Origin of the sequence: Cellulosimicrobium composti (assembly GCF_009711085.1) — a bacterium.
GTDB lineage: Bacteria > Actinomycetota > Actinomycetes > Actinomycetales > Cellulomonadaceae > Cellulosimicrobium > Cellulosimicrobium composti.
Genome location: NZ_WMKA01000028.1, coordinates 1 through 15,815, shown reverse-complemented (window position 1 = coordinate 15,815; position 15,815 = coordinate 1). Strand labels below are relative to the sequence as shown.

Genomic DNA, 15,815 nt, shown 5'->3' with positions numbered 1-15,815 from the left:
GTGGCCCGCCGCCGCGAGCCACCCGGCCCCGGGCTCCACGCGCGGCACGAGCCGCGTGCGCTCCGCACCCCCGCCGCGCCGTCCCCGGACCGTGCCGCGCGCGGCGGGTCGTTCTTCGCGTGGCGGCTGCGCGGGGCGGCGTGGGTCGCGGCGGCGCTCACGGTGTTCGCCGTCGTGCTGGCGGTCGTCTGGCGCCGACCCGAGCCCCTCGGGGGCACGGCGGCGTGGGCGCTGGCCGCGCTCGCGTGCGCCGCGTGCGCGCGCCTCGTGGACGCGGGTCCCGTGCGCGGGACCCGCGCGCTCGCGCTCCTCGGCCTCGTGGTCGCGGCGCTCGTCCTGCTGCTCGTGGGGGCGGCGTTCGTCGCGCGGGGCGAGCGTGCCTGACCGCGCAGGGGGCCACGGCCGTTGGGGGCGCGCCGGCCGCGCGCGGGATGTGGCATCGTGACGTCGCGGGGTGGCGACGGCCGAGACGTCCGGGAGTGCGCATGATCGATCCGACGGTCGCGACGTTCGTCGTCCTGGCGCTGGCAGTCGTCGGCTTCATGACCAACCGTCTGCCGCTCGTCGTCGTCGCGCTGTTCGTGCCCGTGGCGCTGTGGGCCACGGGCGTGCTCCCGCTCGACGAGGCGCTCGCAGGGTTCAGCGACCCGATCGTGCTGTTCATCGCGACGCTGTTCGTGCTCAGCGAGGCCCTCGACTCCACAGGGGTGACGGCGTGGATCGGGCAGTGGCTCGAACGGCGCGCGTCGCTCGGACGGGCCGGGCTCCTCGCGCTCATGGTCGGGGTCACCGCTCTGCTCGCGGCCGTGATCAGCATCAACGGGGCCGTGGCGGCGCTCCTGCCCGTCGCCGTCGTCGCGGCGGCGCGCGCCGGCATCGTGCCGTCGCGCATGCTCGTCCCGCTCGCGTTCGCCGCCGGGGCCGGGTCGCTGCTCACCCTCACGGGCACGCCCGTGAACATCATCGTCTCGGAGGCGGCCGCCGAGGCGGGCGGTCGCGAGTTCGGGTACTTCGAGTTCGCGCTCGTCGGGCTGCCGCTCGTCCTCGTCACCGCGGTGCTCGTCGTGACGCTGGGGGACCGGCTGCTGCCCGAGCGCGTGCCGGAGCGCCTCGCCGAGCCCGCGGCGGACCCGCGCGAGCGGGTGCGCACGTGGCGCGAGAACTACGGTGCGGACCTCGACCCCCGGCGCCTGTTCACCGGGGGCGTCGGGGTCGTCGAGGTGGTCATCGCGCCGCGCTCGACCCTCAGCGGGCGCATCGTCAGCCCCGGGATGACCACGCGCGACGAGAACCTCGTCGTCGTCGCGCTCCGCCGCGGCGACGGCCGGTCGACCGACCCGAGCTCGGACGAGCCGTCGGGCGCGATGACGCTCCAGCCCGGCGACGCCGTGCTGGTGCGCGGCCCGTGGGACGCGCTCCACCGGTACACGCAGTCGCCCGACGTCATCGCCGTCGACTCGTCGCGCAGCCTTCAGCGCGGTGTGCCGCTCGGGCGCGGCTGGCGGCGCTGCCTCGCGGTGCTCGTCGTGACGATCGTCCTGCTCGCGACGGGCGTCGTCCCGCCGGTGATCGCGGGCCTGCTCGCGGCCGGGGCCCTCGTCCTCGCGCGCGTCGTCACCGTCCCGCAGGCGTTCCGCGCGATCTCGTGGGACACCGTGGTGCTCATCGCGGCCCTCATCCCGCTCTCCGGGGCGTTCGTGTCGTCCGGGGCGGCGGAGGAGATCGCGGACGCGGTGCTCGCGGTCGTCGGCGACGGGTCGCCGCGGCTCGCGCTCCTCGTGGTGTGCGTCCTGACGATCGTGCTCGGCCAGTTCATCTCGAACGTCGCGACCGTCCTCGTCATGGCGCCGGTCGCGCTGTCGTTCGCGCAGAGCCTCGGAACCAGCCCGCAGCCGTTCATGATGGCGCTCACCGTCGCGGGCGCGGCCGCGTTCCTCACGCCGATCGCCACGCCCGTCAACCTCATGGTGCTGCAGCCCGGGGGGTACCGGTTCGGCGACTACTGGCGGCTCGGCCTGCCCCTCGCCCTGCTGTTCCTCGTCGCCGCGGTCCTGTACGTGCCGGTCGTCTGGCCGTTCTGAGCGCGCCGTCCGGCGCGCACGACGCGCCCGCCCGTGGCACGGTATGTCGCGTCGCCGGGCGGACGCCCGCGGCGTCCTGACGGACCGACACGGGGAGTCCCGCATGACCACCACCACAGGCGACGGCGAGACGTACGACGCGGTCGTGATCGGGGCCGGGTACTCAGGGCTCGCGATGCTGCACCACCTGCGCGAGATCGGGCTGCGCGTGCTCGTGGTCGACGCCGCCGCCGGGATCGGTGGCACGTGGTGGGCCAACCGGTACCCCGGTGTGCGGACCGACTCCGAGTACCTCGCCTACGCGTTCTCGTTCTCCCGCGAGGTGCGCGAGGAGTGGGACTGGAGCGAGCGGTACCCGCGCGGCGGGGAGATCCGCGCGTACCTCGAGTTCGTCGCCGACCGGCTCGACCTGCGCCGCGACATCCGTCTCGGCACCCGCGTCGAGCGCGCCGACCACGACGGCGCGACGAACCGGTGGACCGTCACCCTCGACGACGGATCACGGCTGCACGCGACGTACCTCGTGTCCGCGACCGGGCTGCTGTCGCGGCCCGTGATCCCTCGCATCCCCGGGCTCGAGACGTTCGCCGGGCCGACGTACCACTCCGCGCGGTGGCCCCACGAGGGCGTGTCGCTCGCGGGCAAGCGGGTCGGCCTCGTCGGGGTCGGGGCGTCCGGCATCCAGATGCTGCCCGAGCTCGCCGCCGAGGCCGCGCACGTCACCGTCTTCCAGCGCACCCCCAACTACGTCCTGGAGACGACGAGCCCGCCCGTCACGCAGGACGAGCTCGCGGCGCTGCGCGCGCGCTACGACGAGGTCTTCGAGCGCGCGTGCCGCCACCCGTTCGGGGTGCCCATGGAGATCCCGACGCGGTCGGCGCTCGAGGTCGACGACGACGAGCGCCGCCGCGTGTTCGAGTCGCGCTGGGAGGCGGGCGGCTTCCGGTTCGCCAACGAGTGCTTCACCGACCTCGTCTCGAGCCCCGAGGCGAGCGCCCTCGCCTCCGAGTTCCTGCGCGGCAAGATCCGCGAGATCGTCGACGACCCCCGGACCGCCGAGCTCCTCAGCCCCACGACCTACACCTTCATGGGCAAGCGCCCACCCACCGGCCACGGGTACTACGCCGCGTTCAACCGCGACAACGTCGAGCTCGTCGACGTGCTCAGGACGCCGATCACGCGTGTCACGCCCCGCGGCGTCGTCGTCGGGGACGACGAGCACGAGCTCGACGTGCTCGTCCTCGCCACCGGGTTCGACGCCATGACGGGTGCGCTCACGGCGTTCGACGTCGTGGGGCGCGACGGCGTCACGCTGCGCGAGCGCTGGGAGCGCGACGGCCTGCGGACCTACCTCGGCATCTCCGTCCACGGGTTCCCCAACTTCTTCATGTCGCTCGGCCCCCAGACGCCGTTGTCCAACCTCACGGTCCCGGTGCAGCGCGGGGCGCAGTGGCTGCAGCGCGCGATCGCGTACGCGCGCGAGAACGACATCGCCCAGCTGGAGGCGACGCGCGAGGCGGAGGAGTGGTGGCGCGCCGAGGTCGACCGCGCCGCCCGGGCCACCGTCATGTACGAGGAGGGCCGCAAGGCCGGCGCGTGGTTCCTCGGCGGCAACGTCCCGGGCAAGCGCGAGGAGATGGCGGTGTACCTCGGCGGCGGGCACGTCTACCAGGACGAGTGCGCGCGCGCCGAGGCCGAGCACTACGCCGGGTTCCGCCCGGGGTCGGGGCTGCCGTCGGCCCACGTGCCGGCTGCGGACGCCGCACCCGAGGCCGTGCGCCCGGCGGTCTGACCGCAGCACGGCGAACGGCGCCCGACCGGCACGCGGTGCGTGCGGTCGGACGCCGTTCCCGGTCATCCGCGGCAGGGCCCTGGGGCCCGCCCGTCAGATGTCGTAGTAGAGCTCGAACTCGTGCGGGTGCGGGCGCAGGCGGATCGGGTCGATCTCGTTGGTGCGCTTGTAGTCGATCCACGTCTGGATGAGGTCCGGCGTGAACACGTCGCCCTGCGTGAGGAACTCGTGGTCGGCCTCGAGCGCGTCCAGCGCCTCACCGAGCGAGGCGGGGACCTGCGCGATCTGCGCGTGCTCCTCCGGCGGCAGCTCGTAGAGGTCCTTGTCGATCGGCTCCGGCGGCTCGATGCGGTTCTTGATGCCGTCGATGCCGGCGAGCAGCATCGCGGCGAACGCGAGGTACGGGTTGCTCGACGGGTCCGGCACGCGGAACTCGACGCGCTTCGCCTTGGGCGACGAGCCCGTGACGGGGATGCGGATGCACGCGGAGCGGTTGCGCGCGGAGTAGACGAGGTTGACAGGGGCCTCGTAGCCCGGCACGAGGCGGTGGTACGAGTTCACCGACGGGTTGGTGAACGCGAGCAGCGCCGGCGCGTGCTTGAGCAGACCGCCGATGTACCAGCGGGCGATGTCCGAGAGGCCGCCGTAGCCCTTCTCGTCGAAGAACAGCGGCTCGCCGTCCTTCCAGAGGGACTGGTGCGAGTGCATGCCCGAGCCGTTGTCGCCGAAGATCGGCTTCGGCATGAACGTGACCGACTTGCCGGCCTCGAAGCCCACGTTGCGGATGACGTACTTGAACTTCATCAGGTCGTCGGCCGCGTGGAGCAGCGTGTTGAAGCGGTAGTTGATCTCCTGCTGGCCGGCGGTGCCCACCTCGTGGTGCGCGCGCTCGACGGACAGGCCCACCGTCTCGAGGGACGCGACCATGTCGTCGCGCAGGTCCGCGAAGCGGTCCGACGGGGAGACGGGGAAGTAGCCGCCCTTGTAGCGCGTCTTGTACGCGAGGTTGCCACCCTCCTCCTCGCGACCGGTGTTCCACGCCGCCTCGACCGAGTCGAGGTGGTAGAAGCTCGAGTGCTGGTTCGTCGCGAAGCGTGCCTCGTCGAAGACGTAGAACTCGGCCTCGGGCGCGAAGAACGCGGTGTCCGCGATGCCCGTCGAGCGCAGGTACGCCTCGGCCTTCGCCGCGATGTTGCGCGGGTCGCGCGAGTACGGCTCACCCGTGAACGGGTCGACGATGGAGAAGTTCACGACGAGCGTCTTGCGCTTGCGGAACGGGTCCACGAACGCGGTCTTGACGTCCGGCACGAGCTTCATGTCGGACTCGTGGATCGCCTGGAAGCCGCGGATCGACGAGCCGTCGAACATCAGGCCGTCCTCGAACGCCGACTCGTCGAACTGCGAGACGGGGATGTTGAAGTGCTGCATGATGCCGGGCAGGTCGCAGAACCGGACGTCGACGAACTCGACGCCCTCGTTCCGCGTGAAGGCGATTGCCTCCTCCGCGTTGTTGAACATCCGTTGCTCCTTGATCGGGTGGTGCCGTCGGGCTGCGCGGCGAACCTGCCGCTGTCGTGGCGCCCACGAACCTAGGCCGAGGCGGTTTCCCCGCCGTGTACCCATTGTTTCGGTCGTGTTACGTCCCGCGTCCCCGTGTGACGGTCGTGCTACGCGAGGGCGCGCGGCAGCCGCCGGCTGGCGGTGTGCCGTTCGGCACGATACCGCCGCCCGGCCCGGCGCCGTCGGGGCCGTCCACCCCGCGACACGTACCCTTGTCCCGTGGTTTCACGCGAGGACATGGGTTCGTGGCTCGAGGGCACCCCGGGCGGTCAGCAGGGCGGACGCGGCGCGAGGCTCGGCCTCCCGCCCGAGGGCCCGGGGTCGCTCGCGACGCTCGGGCGGCGCGTCGTCGCGCTGCTCGTGGACTGGGTGCTCGCCACCCTCGTCGCCTTCCTCTTCTTCCGTCCGGCCGTGCCGGGCTTCTTCGAGGGGATCTCCGCGCTGCCCGTGTGGGCGCAGCCGCTGGTCTTCGCGATCGAGAACGTCCTGCTCGTGAGCACGCTCGGCTTCACCGTCGGCCACCGGCTCATGGGCATGCGGGTGCGGCGGCTCGCCGAGCCCGCGCGCATGGTCGGCATCGGCCGCGGCGTGCTGCGCACGGTGCTCCTGTGCCTCGTCATCCCGGCCGTCGTGTGGGACTCCGACGGCCGCGGCCTGCACGACCGCGCCGCCGGGACGGTCCTCGTCCGCACCTGACCGTGGCGGCGTCGCCCGCAGACGACGACGCCCGGCCGGTGAGGGAAGACCTCGCCCGGCCGGGCGTCGTCGTGCGTGCGGTGCGGGTCAGCGACCCTTGAGGCCCTTGCGGTCGGGGCGGGCGCGCGTCGGGTCGATGCCCTTGGGGATCGGCAGGCGCGAGACGCCGAGCGCCCGCAGACGCTTGGACACCTCGGCCGTCTCGGGCTTGGTGAGCGTCGGCTTGAGCTTCTGCACCGTGCGCGGCAGCTTGGGCAGCGCGACCTGGCCCTCGTCGTCGCCCACCTGGATGAGCGTGATGGGCACGTTGGGCAGCACGCGCGCGACGCGCTTGCGCTCCGCCTCGAGCTGGCGCTTGGCGCGGTGCGCGGGGCCCTCGCTGACGAGCACGACGCCCGCGCGGCCGACGCCGCGGAACACGAGGTCCTGCGTGCGCGGGTCGATCGCGACGGGCTCCTCGTCGAAGGTCCAGCCGCGACGGATCGTCCCGAGCGCGGCGCGCGACGCGCCCGGCTGGCTCTCGATCTGCTGGTACGCCGCACGCTCGGCGCGACGGGTCAGGACGAACATCGCGCCGAGCGCCGCGAACGGCAGGCCGACGATGAGCGTGTAGACCCACTGTCCCCACCACAGGCCGATCCCGAGGGCGACCACGAGGATCCCGACGAACACCGCGAGCATGACCCACGTGACCGCGGGGTCCTGCTTGCGCGTCATCTGGTACGCGGCCCACACCTGGTGGTACCAGCGCTGCTTCTTGGGCTTCTTCTGCTTCGCGACCTGCTCGCCGGCGGGCGCGCCGGTGCTGTCCGAGTTCTTGCGGGCCATGCCGCTCAGTCTAGTGGGGCGCGCGGGCCAGCAGGCTCGCGGCCTCCTGGCGCGACGTCGTCGGCTCCGCGAGGTGCGCGAGCGCCTCGGGGACCTGCATGCCGCGACGCGTCATCGCCTGGCCCCACAGCCGGCCCGCGCGGTACGACGAGCGCACGAGCGGACCCGACATGACGCCCAGGAAGCCGATCTCCTCGGCCGCGTCGGAGAGCTCGACGAACTCCTCGGGCTTGACCCACCGGTCGACCGGGTGGTGACGCAGCGACGGGCGCAGGTACTGGGTGATGGTCACGAGGTCGCAGCCGGCGTCGTGCAGGTCCTGCAGCGCCTCCTTCGCCTCGTCCATCGTCTCGCCCATGCCGAGGATGATGTTTGACTTCGTGACGAGGCCGGCCTCGCGGGCGCGCGTGAGCACCGACAGCGAGCGCTCGTACCGGAAGCCGGGGCGGATCTGCTTGAAGATGCGCGGCACGGTCTCGAGGTTGTGCGCGAGCACCTCCGGGCGCGAGTCGTTCACCTCGTCGAGGAGCTCGGGGATCGCGTTGAAGTCCGGGATGAGCAGCTCGACGCCCGTGCCCGGGTTGAGCGCGTGGATCTGGCGGACCGTCTCCGCGTAGAGCCAGGCGCCGCCGTCGGGCAGGTCGTCGCGCGCGACGCCCGTGACGGTGGAGTAGCGCAGGCCCATCGCCTGGACGGACTCCGCGACGCGGCGCGGCTCGTCGGCGTCGAAGTCGGCCGGCTTGCCCGTGTCGATCTGGCAGAAGTCGCACCGCCGCGTGCACTGGTCGCCACCGATGAGGAACGTCGCCTCGCGGTCCTCCCAGCACTCGAAGATGTTGGGACAGCCCGCCTCCTCGCAGACCGTGTGCAGACCCTCGCGCTTCACGAGTCCCTTGAGCTCGGAGTACTCCGGGCCCATGGTCGCGCGAGTCTTGATCCACTCGGGCTTCTTCTCGATCGGCGTCGCGGCGTTGCGGGCCTCGACCCGCAGCATGCGCCGTCCTTCTGGTGCGATCGTCACGGGTGTCTCCCGGTCGTCGTGGCGAGTGAGAGCCGACGTCGCCGAGCAGGCGGGTGGGCGGCGCACGGTGGGTGCGCGCGCCCGGGTACGACGCCGGACTCCGGTCAGACTACGCGGTCGCGGTCGACCTGTGGACGTGACGTCAACGACACCCCGGTGACGACGAGCAGGGCCGCCGCGACGACGGGCAGGGCGAACGCGGCGGTCGTCGCGACGCCGTCCGCGAGGGCACCGCCGCCCGACGCGCCCATCGCGACGCCGACGACGTTCGCGCTCGCGACGAGCGTCATCGCCGCCGCGGTCCGCCCGGCGGGCGCACGCTCGCCGGCGACCGTGAACACCGTGACCATGACCGGCCCGACGAACAGGCCCGTCGCGGCGACGGCGACGACGACCGCGGCGAGCGAGCCGCCGGCGGCCGCGAGCACGAGGGCGAGCGTCCCGGCGAGCAGCCCGGCGGCGAACGTGACCCAGCGGCCGCGCAGGCCCCAGCGGCGGGGGAGCGCGACGACGGCGAGCGCCGTCACGGCCGAGCCGACGCCCATCACGGCGTACACGAGGCCGGCGCTGCCGGGCACGCCCGCGTCGCGGGTCAGCGCGGTGAGCGCGGCCTGCGTCCCGCCGAAGAGCAGACCCATCGCGAGCATGCCGACGAGCGCGACGCCCTCGCGCCGCACGAGCGCCGCCGTGCCCACCCGGGGCGTCGCGGGCGCGGGCATCGCGCCCACCGGTGCGTCCGTCGTCCCGGGTGCCGGCTCGGCGTCTGGCGCGTGCGGTGCGGCGGCGCGCGCCGTGGGGTGGAGCGCGAACGCCGTGCCGAAGACGGCGATGCCGCCTGCGGCCGCGAGGACCGCGGCCTGCGGCGAGCCCGCGGACGCGAGCACGCCGACGAGCGCGGGGCCGAGCACGAAGCTCACCTCGTCCGCCGTGCTCTCGTAGCTCATCGCGGCGCCCACGGTCCGCGGCTCGGCGTGGGCGAGCCGCAGCCAGCGGACGCGCGCGAGCGGGCCGACCTGCGGAGCGCTCGCGCCGGTCGCCGCGGCGGCCACCAGGACGGCCGCCGTCGCGCCGGGGGTCGAGGCCGCGAGCACGAGGCCGAGCACGGCGAGCGTCGCGAGGGGCACGCACACGAGCAGGACGCGGCGCTGGCCGACGCGGTCGGCGAGGACGCCCTGGGTCGGGCCCCCGACCGCGGTCCCGAGCGCCGTCGCGGCCGACGCGAGCCCGCCGAGCGCGACGGACGACGTGGTCGACGTCACGAGCAGCAGCGTCCCGATCGTGAGCATCGAGAACGGGAGCCGGGCGAGGAAGGCGACCGGGAGGAACGCGCGCCCCGCGAGCTGCGGCAGGCGCGCGTAGCCGGTGCGGGCCGGGGCTGCGGGGAGAGGCGCCGCGGGCGGCGGCGGAAGGGGGGACGGCGCGGCGGCGCTGTCGGGCGACGCTGGGCGCGCGACGGTGGTGGTCATGCGGTGCGGTCCTCGGGGTACGTCCTACCGCGCGCCGACCCACCCGTACTCCGGCGCGCGAACGTTCCCTGGTGCGACCAGCCTAGCCCGCGAGCGCGTCCTGCGGGGCGTCGGGGGCGGGCGCCGGGGCGGCGCTCGCGGCGAGCAGCGGAGCGAGCGCGTCCTCCAGGGCCGCCACGAGCAGCGGGGCGACCTCGGCGAGCGTGACGTCGCGCCCGAGCTCGGCCGTGAGGGACGTCACGTCGGCGTCCTCGATGCCGCACGGGACGATCCGGTCGAAGCGCGACAGGTCCGGGTCGCAGTTGAGCGCGAGCCCGTGCATCGTCACGCCGCGCGCGACGCGCACGCCGATCGCGCAGACCTTGCGCTCGCGGCGCGTCTCGTCCGCGGCGACCCACACGCCGCTGCGCCCCTCGACGCGCATCGTCGCGAGCCCGAGGCGCGCGCAGACGGCCATGACGGCCTCCTCGAGCGCGCGCACGTACGCGACGACGTCGACGGGCTCGACGAGCCGGACGATCGGGTACACGACCTGCTGGCCGGGCCCGTGCCACGTGATCTTCCCGCCGCGGTCGACGTCCACGACGGGCGTGCCGTCGTCGGGCCGCTCGGAGCGGTTGGTCCGGCGCCCGGCGGTGTAGACGTCGGGGTGCTCCACGAGGATCAGGGTGTCGGGCCGAGCAGCCGAGACGACGTCGTCGTGCACCGTCCGCTGCAGCTCCCAGGCCGCGTGGTAGTCCGTGATCCCCGGCAGCGCGAGCAGGTCCATCCGGACAGGCTAGTCCTCGTCGTGGGGGGAGCGGGGCAGGGTCTCGAGAAGTGTGAGCAGCGCCTCGCGCAGCGCGGCGACCTGCTCGTCGCCGAGACCGCGCGTCGCGAGCTCCTCGGCGGGACGACGGCGCGCGGCGGCGAGCCCTGCCTCGCGCCCGTCCGTCGTGATCGCGACGAGGCGACGACGGCGGTCGGCCGGGTCGTCAGTGCGCGTCACGTACCCGGCGCGCTCGAGCCGCGCCACGATCCGGCTCATCGTCTGCTCGGTCACACCCGACTCGTCGGCGAGGGCGCGCTGCGACTGCGGCCCGCCGAGCAGGTGCATGAGCACGGGGAACCCGGCGTGGTTGAGGTCCCACCGGCCGAGGTGGGCGTTCCACTCCCGCTCGATCCGGCGCGCGACGGCGAACAGCAGTCGCCCGGTCGCCCACTCCCGGGGGTCCGAGGGCGCGGGGTCGCCGACGTCCGGGCCGGCGTACGGCCCGGTGCTGTCGCTCGGTGAGTACTCCAACGTGCAAACCTCCCAGCACCATGGCACCATTCCTCAGCATGCTGAGCAATAGGACGAGCGGGTTCCTCCGCGGACTGGTCATTGTCGCAGTCATCGGTCTCTGGATGGCCATCGGCGCCCTGGGCGGCCAGGCGCAGGGCCGGCTGAGCAGCGTCCAGACCAACGACGCCGCGGCGTTCCTGCCCGCGAGCGCCGAGTCCACGCGGGCCGCGGAGGTCGCGCAGGAGTTCACGGACTCCGAGACCCTGCCGGCGCTCGTCGTCGCGACCTCCCGGGACGGTGGCGCGCTCACGCCCGACGACCTGGCCGCGCTCGACGCCTACGCGAAGGCTCTCCCCGGCGCCCCGCTCGAGGGCACGTCGGGCGACGAGCCCGCGACCGTGGGCGACGTCTCCGTCGCCGACCCCGTGCTCGTGCCGTCGGAGGACGGGGAGGCGGCGCTCGTCGTCGTGTCGCTCGACGCGTCCGTCGCGTCCGACCGGATCGGCGCCGACGAGGACAGCGTGAGCGAGCTCGCCGTCGGCGCGCTGCGCGACCTCGCCGCCGAGGGGTCGTCCGCGGGTGGTCTCGCGGACACCGCGCTCGACGTCCGGGTCACCGGGCCCGCCGGGTTCGTGGCCGACCTCGTCACCGCGTTCGGCGGGATCGACACCGTGCTCCTGCTCGTCGCGCTCGGCGCGGTGCTCGTCATCCTCGCGGTCGTCTACCGCTCGCCGATCCTGCCGTTCATCGTCATCCTCACGGCCGTGCTCGCGCTCACCCTCGCCGGTCTCGTCGTCTACGAGCTCGCGGCGGCGGACGTGCTGACGCTCAACGGGCAGTCCCAGGGCATCCTGTCGATCCTCGTCGTCGGGGCCGCCGTCGACTACTCGTTGCTCGTGGTGGCGCGCTACCGCGAGGAGCTGCGCCTCGTCCGGTCGACGGCCACGGCGCTGCGCCGCGCCGTGCGGGCCTCGGTCGAGCCGATCGCGGCGAGCGCCGGCACCGTCGTCGCGGGCCTGCTCTGCCTGCTCCTGTCCGACCTGTCGTCCAACCGCAGCCTCGGGCCCGTCGCGGCGATCGGCATCGGCGCCGCGTTCGTCGCGGCGCTCACGCTCCTGCCCGCGCTCCTGCTCGTCGCCGGGCAGCGGTCCCGCGCACTGTTCTGGCCGCGCATGCCCCGGTACGACGGCGACCACGCCGCGCACGACGACGCGGCCACCGCCGCGACGCCCGAGAGCGAGAACAGCGTGAGCATCGAGGGTCACGGCGTGTGGTCGCGCGTCGCGAGCTTCGTCGGCCGGCACGACCGTCGCGTGTGGATCGCGACGGCCGTCGTGCTCGCCGCGTGCGCCGCGTTCGTCCCGACGCTCGACGCCGACGGGACGGGCGACTCGGAGGTCTTCCTCGCGGACGTCGACTCCGTCGCGGGCGAGGAGGCGCTCACCGCGCACTTCGAGGGCGTGTCCGCGCAGCCCGCCACCGTGATCGCGCCGGAGGCGGACCTCGACGCGGTCGTCGCGGCCGCCGAGGGCACCGCCGGGGTCGCGGCGGCGACGCCCGTCACCGACCAGCCCGCCGTCGCGCCCGGGGCGCCCGCCCAGGGCGACCCGCTCGTCGTCGACGGGCAGGTGCGGGTCGACGTCACGACCGACGCGCCGTCGGACAGCCAGGAGGCGGTGGAGACCGTCTCCGCGCTCCGCGACGCCGTGCACGACGTGTCCCCCGACGCGCTGGTCGGCGGCGCGGCCGCCGAGCGGCTCGACACGCAGCTCGCCGGGCAGCGCGACCTGCGGGTGATCGTGCCCGTCGTGCTCGTCGTGATCCTGCTGATCCTCGTCCTGCTCCTGCGGTCCGTGCTCGCGCCGGTGCTGCTCATGCTCGCGAACGTGCTGTCGTTCGGGGCCGCGCTGGGCGTCGCCGCGCTCGTGTTCAACCACGTGCTCGACTTCCCGGGCGCCGACCCGGCCGTGCCGCTCTACGCCTTCTGCTTCCTCGTCGCGCTCGGGGTCGACTACTCGATCTTCCTCATGACGCGCGTGCGGGAGGAGAGCCTGCGGGTCGGGACGCGCCGGGGCGTGCTGCGGGGTCTCGCGGTCACGGGGTCCGTCATCACGTCGGCGGGCGTCGTGCTGGCCGCGACGTTCGCCGCGCTGGGCATCATCCCGCTGCTGTTCCTCGCGCAGCTCGCCTTCATCGTGGCGTTCGGCGTCCTCGTCGACACGCTCGTCGTGCGGTCGCTGCTCGTGCCCGCCCTCGTGCACGACGTCGGGCGGCGCGCGTGGTGGCCGAGCGCGCTCGGTCGGCTCGACCGCGGGCCGGGAGCCCCCGATCAGCCCGCGGGGAGCGGCTCGGCCGGGCAGTCCTCGAGCACCCGCGCCATCGCCTCCGACTCCGACGGGGTGACCGCGAGCTCGTAGGCGGTCTTCACCGCGATCTGGCGCGCGACGTACGGGCAGCGGAAGGCGTGGTTCGGGGGGAGCCACGCCGACGCGTCCCGCGCCCCCTTGGACTGGTTGGCCGGGCCGTCGGACGCGAGCAGGTTGAGCGGGTCGTTCGCGAACTGCCGACGCGTCTCGTCGTCCCAGGTCCGGGCGCCCTTGCGCCATGCGTCGAGCAGCGGGACGACGTGGTCGATCTGGACGGCCATGCTCGTCGCGTTGCCCCGGCGGAAGTCGATCGTCTCGCCGGTGTACGGGTCCTGGAAGGTCCCGGTGCGCACCTCGCACACGTCGCCGCGCGTCGAGTACGTGATGTCGGTGAGGTCGCGCGTGAGGATGTCGTTGCGCGTGTCGCACCCGTTGCCGTCGACGTCCGCCCACGCGGGCCCGAACAGCGCGCGCTCGTAGCCGGTGTCGGGGCCCGGGCCCTTGACCTCCAGCCGGGAGAGCGCCTCGAGCGCGCTGCCGGGGGAGGGGTCGGGCGCGTCGTCCGCGGCGACCGACTGCTGGTTGACGACGTTCGCGACGACGATCGCGAACGCGAGCGCGATGAGGACGTAGCGCAGGACACTCCGACGAGGGACTCGGCGGCTCGTGGTGCTCAAGGGACGACCTTCCCGAAACCGATTCTCGGCCCGACCCGTGCGAGACGGTACGCAGCGATCCATACCGGACCAACGCCGACATTCTGCCAGGTCCGAGAGAGTGCTCCGACCACGTCGCGGAGCCTCCCGGCGCCGGCGCGACGCGCGGCTAGATTGGTCGCCATGGACAGCGCCGCACGCACGCTCAGGGTCGGGATCGTCGGGTACGGGGGAGCGGGGCGCGGGATCCACGCGCGCCTCGTGCGCGAGGCCGGGCACGAGGTCACGGCCGTCGTGGTCCGCTCGCCCGAGCGCCGCGAGGCCGCCGTCGAGGACTGGCCCGGCGCGGGTCTCCACGACGACCTCGCGGGCCTCGTCGCCGACCGCGACGCGTACGACGTCGTCGTGGTCGCGAGCCCGTCCGCCCTGCACGCCGACCACACGACCACGCTCGCGCGCGCGGGCGTGCCCGTCGTCGTGGACAAGCCGCTCGCGCTCGGCGCGGCGGAGGCCCGCGCGGTCGTCGCGGCGGCCGAGGAGGCGGGCACGCCGCTCACGGTGTTCCAGAACCGCCGCTGGGACCCCGAGCAGCTCACGCTGGAGGCCGTGCTGGAGCGCGGCGACCTCGGTCGCGTGCACACGTTCGAGCGGCGCTGGGAGCGCTGGCGCCCGGTGCCGCAGCAGCGCTGGAAGGAGAACGACCCCGTCGGCGGCGGCCTCCTCCTCGACCTGGGGCCGCACCTCGTGGACTCGGCGACCCAGCTCTTCGGGCGCGTCACGCGGGTCGGCGCGGAGCTGCGCTCGCACACGACCCCGACCGAGGACGACGTCTTCCTCGTGCTCCACCACGCCCCGGACGCCGACGGGCACACGGTCGTGAGCCGGCTGTGGGCCGGCTCCGTCGTCGGCGCGCCCGGCCCTCGGACGCGCGTGCTCGGGACGGCCGGCGCGTACGTCGTCACGACGTTCGAGAACGACGCCTCGCCGTTCGAGGTGTTCGACGACGTCGCCCCCGCGGGCACGCTCGGCTGGCTGACCCACGGGCGCGAGCGCGAGCCCGTGCCGCAGGCTCCGGGCGGCCACGCGGACTTCTACCGCGCGGTCGCGGCGTGGCTCCTCGACGGGGGCCCGGTCCCCGTGGACCCGCACGACGCCGTCCGGACCGCCGAGGTGCTCGACGCCGCCCGCCGCAGCGCGCGCGAGGGTCGCCTGCTCGACGTCTGACCCGCCGAGACGATCCGTCCTGTGGACGACGGCTCGCACGCCCCCGGCGCACGGTGAGATGGGGGCATGCCGTCGCCGCACCCCCGCCGTCCCCGACCACCCGCGGAGCCCGCCGACGTCCTCCCGGTGCTCGTGGCGTCCGGGTGGACGCCGCGCCGCGAGCCCGGAGCGCCCGGGGGCGTCGTGGCGACCGACGCGACGGGTGCGGTGTGCGAGGTCGCACGCGTCGAGGTCCCGGCCGAGCCCGGTGCGCGCGCCGCGCTCGTCGAGCACCTGGACGCGCTGTCGCAGGACCACGAGCACCTCGCGGGCGTGCGGGGCGTGCTCCAGGCCGGGGAGTCGTCGCTCGTGGTGCTCGTCGACCACGTCGACGGACTGCCGCTCGACGAGCTCGCGGCCGCGCGCGAGCCGTTCCGGGCGGCCGAGGCCGTCACGGTCCTCGTGCCCGTCGCGCAGGGGCTCGCCGCGCTGCACCGCGACGCGCGCGTGCACGGCGGCCTCGACGCCGCGTGCGTGCGCGTGACCCCGGCCGGTCGTGCCGTCCTGCGGCCACCGCTGGCGCCCGCGACCGGCACGAGCGCCGACGACGTGCGCGACCTTGCGCGTCTCGTGCTCGGTCTCGTGCCGCCGCCCGCGTCGAGCCACCCGTCCTACGCCGGGCCGGAGGACCCGGCCGAGGCGCGCGACCTCGCCGCCCTGCACGCCGAGCTCGCGGCCGCGCTGCGCGAGGACCCCGAGGCCCGGCCCGCCGCCGGGACGTTCGCGGCGCGCTGCTACGACGCCGTCGAGCCGCGACCCGTGACGATGCCCGAGGCCGCTCGCCTCGTGGCGGGCGCCCTGGGCGCGCGCCGCGACCCGGGT

13 protein-coding genes and 1 pseudogene are annotated in these 15,815 nt (G+C 74.5%); 7 read left to right on the top strand and 7 right to left on the bottom strand.

Translation table 11 applies throughout. The annotated features are described in order from the left end of the window. The 3 genes from GJV82_RS12215 to GJV82_RS12205 all read left to right on the top strand — a co-directional run bounded on the left by GJV82_RS12215 (window position 1) and on the right by GJV82_RS12205 (window position 3,873). Entirely contained in the window at window positions 1-384 is a 384-nt protein-coding gene (locus GJV82_RS12215; protein WP_115942735.1) for a hypothetical protein, read from the top strand. A 101-nt stretch (window positions 385-485) separates the two neighbouring features. Next, window positions 486-2,081 (top strand): SLC13 family permease, encoded by a 1,596-nt coding sequence (locus GJV82_RS12210; RefSeq protein WP_155099425.1) that lies wholly within the window; start codon window positions 486-488, stop codon window positions 2,079-2,081. 103 nt (window positions 2,082-2,184) lie between these two features. Then, window positions 2,185-3,873 (top strand): flavin-containing monooxygenase, encoded by a 1,689-nt coding sequence (locus tag GJV82_RS12205; RefSeq protein ID WP_155099424.1) that lies wholly within the window; start codon window positions 2,185-2,187, stop codon window positions 3,871-3,873. Between the two features lie 93 nt (window positions 3,874-3,966). Here the strand turns inward: GJV82_RS12205 and glnA are convergent, their stop codons facing one another. After that, window positions 3,967-5,391, bottom strand: coding sequence for a type I glutamate--ammonia ligase (gene glnA, locus GJV82_RS12200; RefSeq protein ID WP_024841747.1), 1,425 nt, complete (start codon window positions 5,389-5,391; stop codon window positions 3,967-3,969). Between the two features lie 261 nt (window positions 5,392-5,652). Between glnA and GJV82_RS12195 the strand changes: the two genes are divergently transcribed. Further along, window positions 5,653-6,129 (top strand): RDD family protein, encoded by a 477-nt coding sequence (locus tag GJV82_RS12195; RefSeq protein WP_024841748.1) that lies wholly within the window; start codon window positions 5,653-5,655, stop codon window positions 6,127-6,129. A gap of 87 nt (window positions 6,130-6,216) precedes the next feature. On the opposite strand, the gene GJV82_RS12190 is transcribed toward GJV82_RS12195, so the two are convergent. From GJV82_RS12190 to GJV82_RS12170, 5 genes are all read right to left on the bottom strand, one after another. Further along, a complete protein-coding gene (locus GJV82_RS12190; protein WP_155099423.1) occupies window positions 6,217-6,957 on the bottom strand; it encodes a DUF4191 domain-containing protein in 741 nt (246 codons plus the stop codon). A gap of 10 nt (window positions 6,958-6,967) precedes the next feature. After that, window positions 6,968-7,978 carry a lipoyl synthase gene (gene lipA, locus GJV82_RS12185; protein WP_115942733.1) on the bottom strand — a complete coding sequence of 337 codons (1,011 nt, stop codon included), beginning with the start codon at window positions 7,976-7,978 and terminating at the stop codon, window positions 6,968-6,970. 104 nt (window positions 7,979-8,082) lie between these two features. Next, the gene (locus tag GJV82_RS12180; RefSeq protein WP_155099422.1) at window positions 8,083-9,444 is read right to left on the bottom strand and encodes an MFS transporter; all 1,362 of its coding nucleotides are present in this window, start codon (window positions 9,442-9,444) and stop codon (window positions 8,083-8,085) included. Between the two features lie 82 nt (window positions 9,445-9,526). Next, window positions 9,527-10,213: a lipoyl(octanoyl) transferase LipB gene (gene lipB, locus GJV82_RS12175; RefSeq protein ID WP_024841752.1), complete on the bottom strand. Its 687-nt coding sequence runs from the start codon at window positions 10,211-10,213 to the stop codon at window positions 9,527-9,529. Between the two features lie 9 nt (window positions 10,214-10,222). Beyond that, entirely contained in the window at window positions 10,223-10,726 is a 504-nt protein-coding gene (locus GJV82_RS12170) for a MarR family winged helix-turn-helix transcriptional regulator (protein WP_225873315.1), read from the bottom strand. A gap of 104 nt (window positions 10,727-10,830) precedes the next feature. Between GJV82_RS12170 and GJV82_RS12165 the strand changes: the two genes are divergently transcribed. Beyond that, window positions 10,831-13,125 carry an MMPL family transporter gene (locus tag GJV82_RS12165; RefSeq protein ID WP_318657583.1) on the top strand — a complete coding sequence of 765 codons (2,295 nt, stop codon included), beginning with the start codon at window positions 10,831-10,833 and terminating at the stop codon, window positions 13,123-13,125. On the opposite strand, the gene GJV82_RS12160 is transcribed toward GJV82_RS12165, so the two are convergent. Beyond that, window positions 13,038-13,751 carry an HNH endonuclease family protein gene (locus tag GJV82_RS12160; protein WP_024841755.1) on the bottom strand — a complete coding sequence of 238 codons (714 nt, stop codon included), beginning with the start codon at window positions 13,749-13,751 and terminating at the stop codon, window positions 13,038-13,040. The two genes, GJV82_RS12165 and GJV82_RS12160, sit on opposite strands and share 88 nt — an antisense overlap. Window positions 13,752-13,913: 162 nt before the next feature. On the opposite strand from GJV82_RS12160, the gene GJV82_RS12155 reads away from it, so the two are divergent. Then, complete coding sequence (locus GJV82_RS12155) at window positions 13,914-14,954, top strand: Gfo/Idh/MocA family protein (protein ID WP_155099419.1); 1,041 nt, start codon at window positions 13,914-13,916, stop codon at window positions 14,952-14,954. A 66-nt stretch (window positions 14,955-15,020) separates the two neighbouring features. Then, a pseudogene (locus GJV82_RS12150) lies at window positions 15,021-15,815 on the top strand (hypothetical protein); the annotation flags it as partial.

Excerpts from the sequence above, each read along its gene's own strand:
- lipB (WP_024841752.1), bottom strand. The coding sequence starts at position 10,213 with ATGGACCTGCTCGCGCTGCCGGGGATCACGGACTACCACGCGGCCTGG.
- GJV82_RS12190 (WP_155099423.1), bottom strand. The coding sequence starts at position 6,957 with ATGGCCCGCAAGAACTCGGACAGCACCGGCGCGCCCGCCGGCGAGCAG.
- GJV82_RS12210 (WP_155099425.1), top strand. The coding sequence starts at position 486 with ATGATCGATCCGACGGTCGCGACGTTCGTCGTCCTGGCGCTGGCAGTC.
- glnA (WP_024841747.1), bottom strand. The coding sequence starts at position 5,391 with ATGTTCAACAACGCGGAGGAGGCAATCGCCTTCACGCGGAACGAGGGC.
- GJV82_RS12165 (WP_318657583.1), top strand. The coding sequence starts at position 10,831 with ATGGCCATCGGCGCCCTGGGCGGCCAGGCGCAGGGCCGGCTGAGCAGC.
- GJV82_RS12180 (WP_155099422.1), bottom strand. The coding sequence starts at position 9,444 with ATGACCACCACCGTCGCGCGCCCAGCGTCGCCCGACAGCGCCGCCGCG.
- GJV82_RS12155 (WP_155099419.1), top strand. The coding sequence starts at position 13,914 with ATGGACAGCGCCGCACGCACGCTCAGGGTCGGGATCGTCGGGTACGGG.
- GJV82_RS12205 (WP_155099424.1), top strand. The coding sequence starts at position 2,185 with ATGACCACCACCACAGGCGACGGCGAGACGTACGACGCGGTCGTGATC.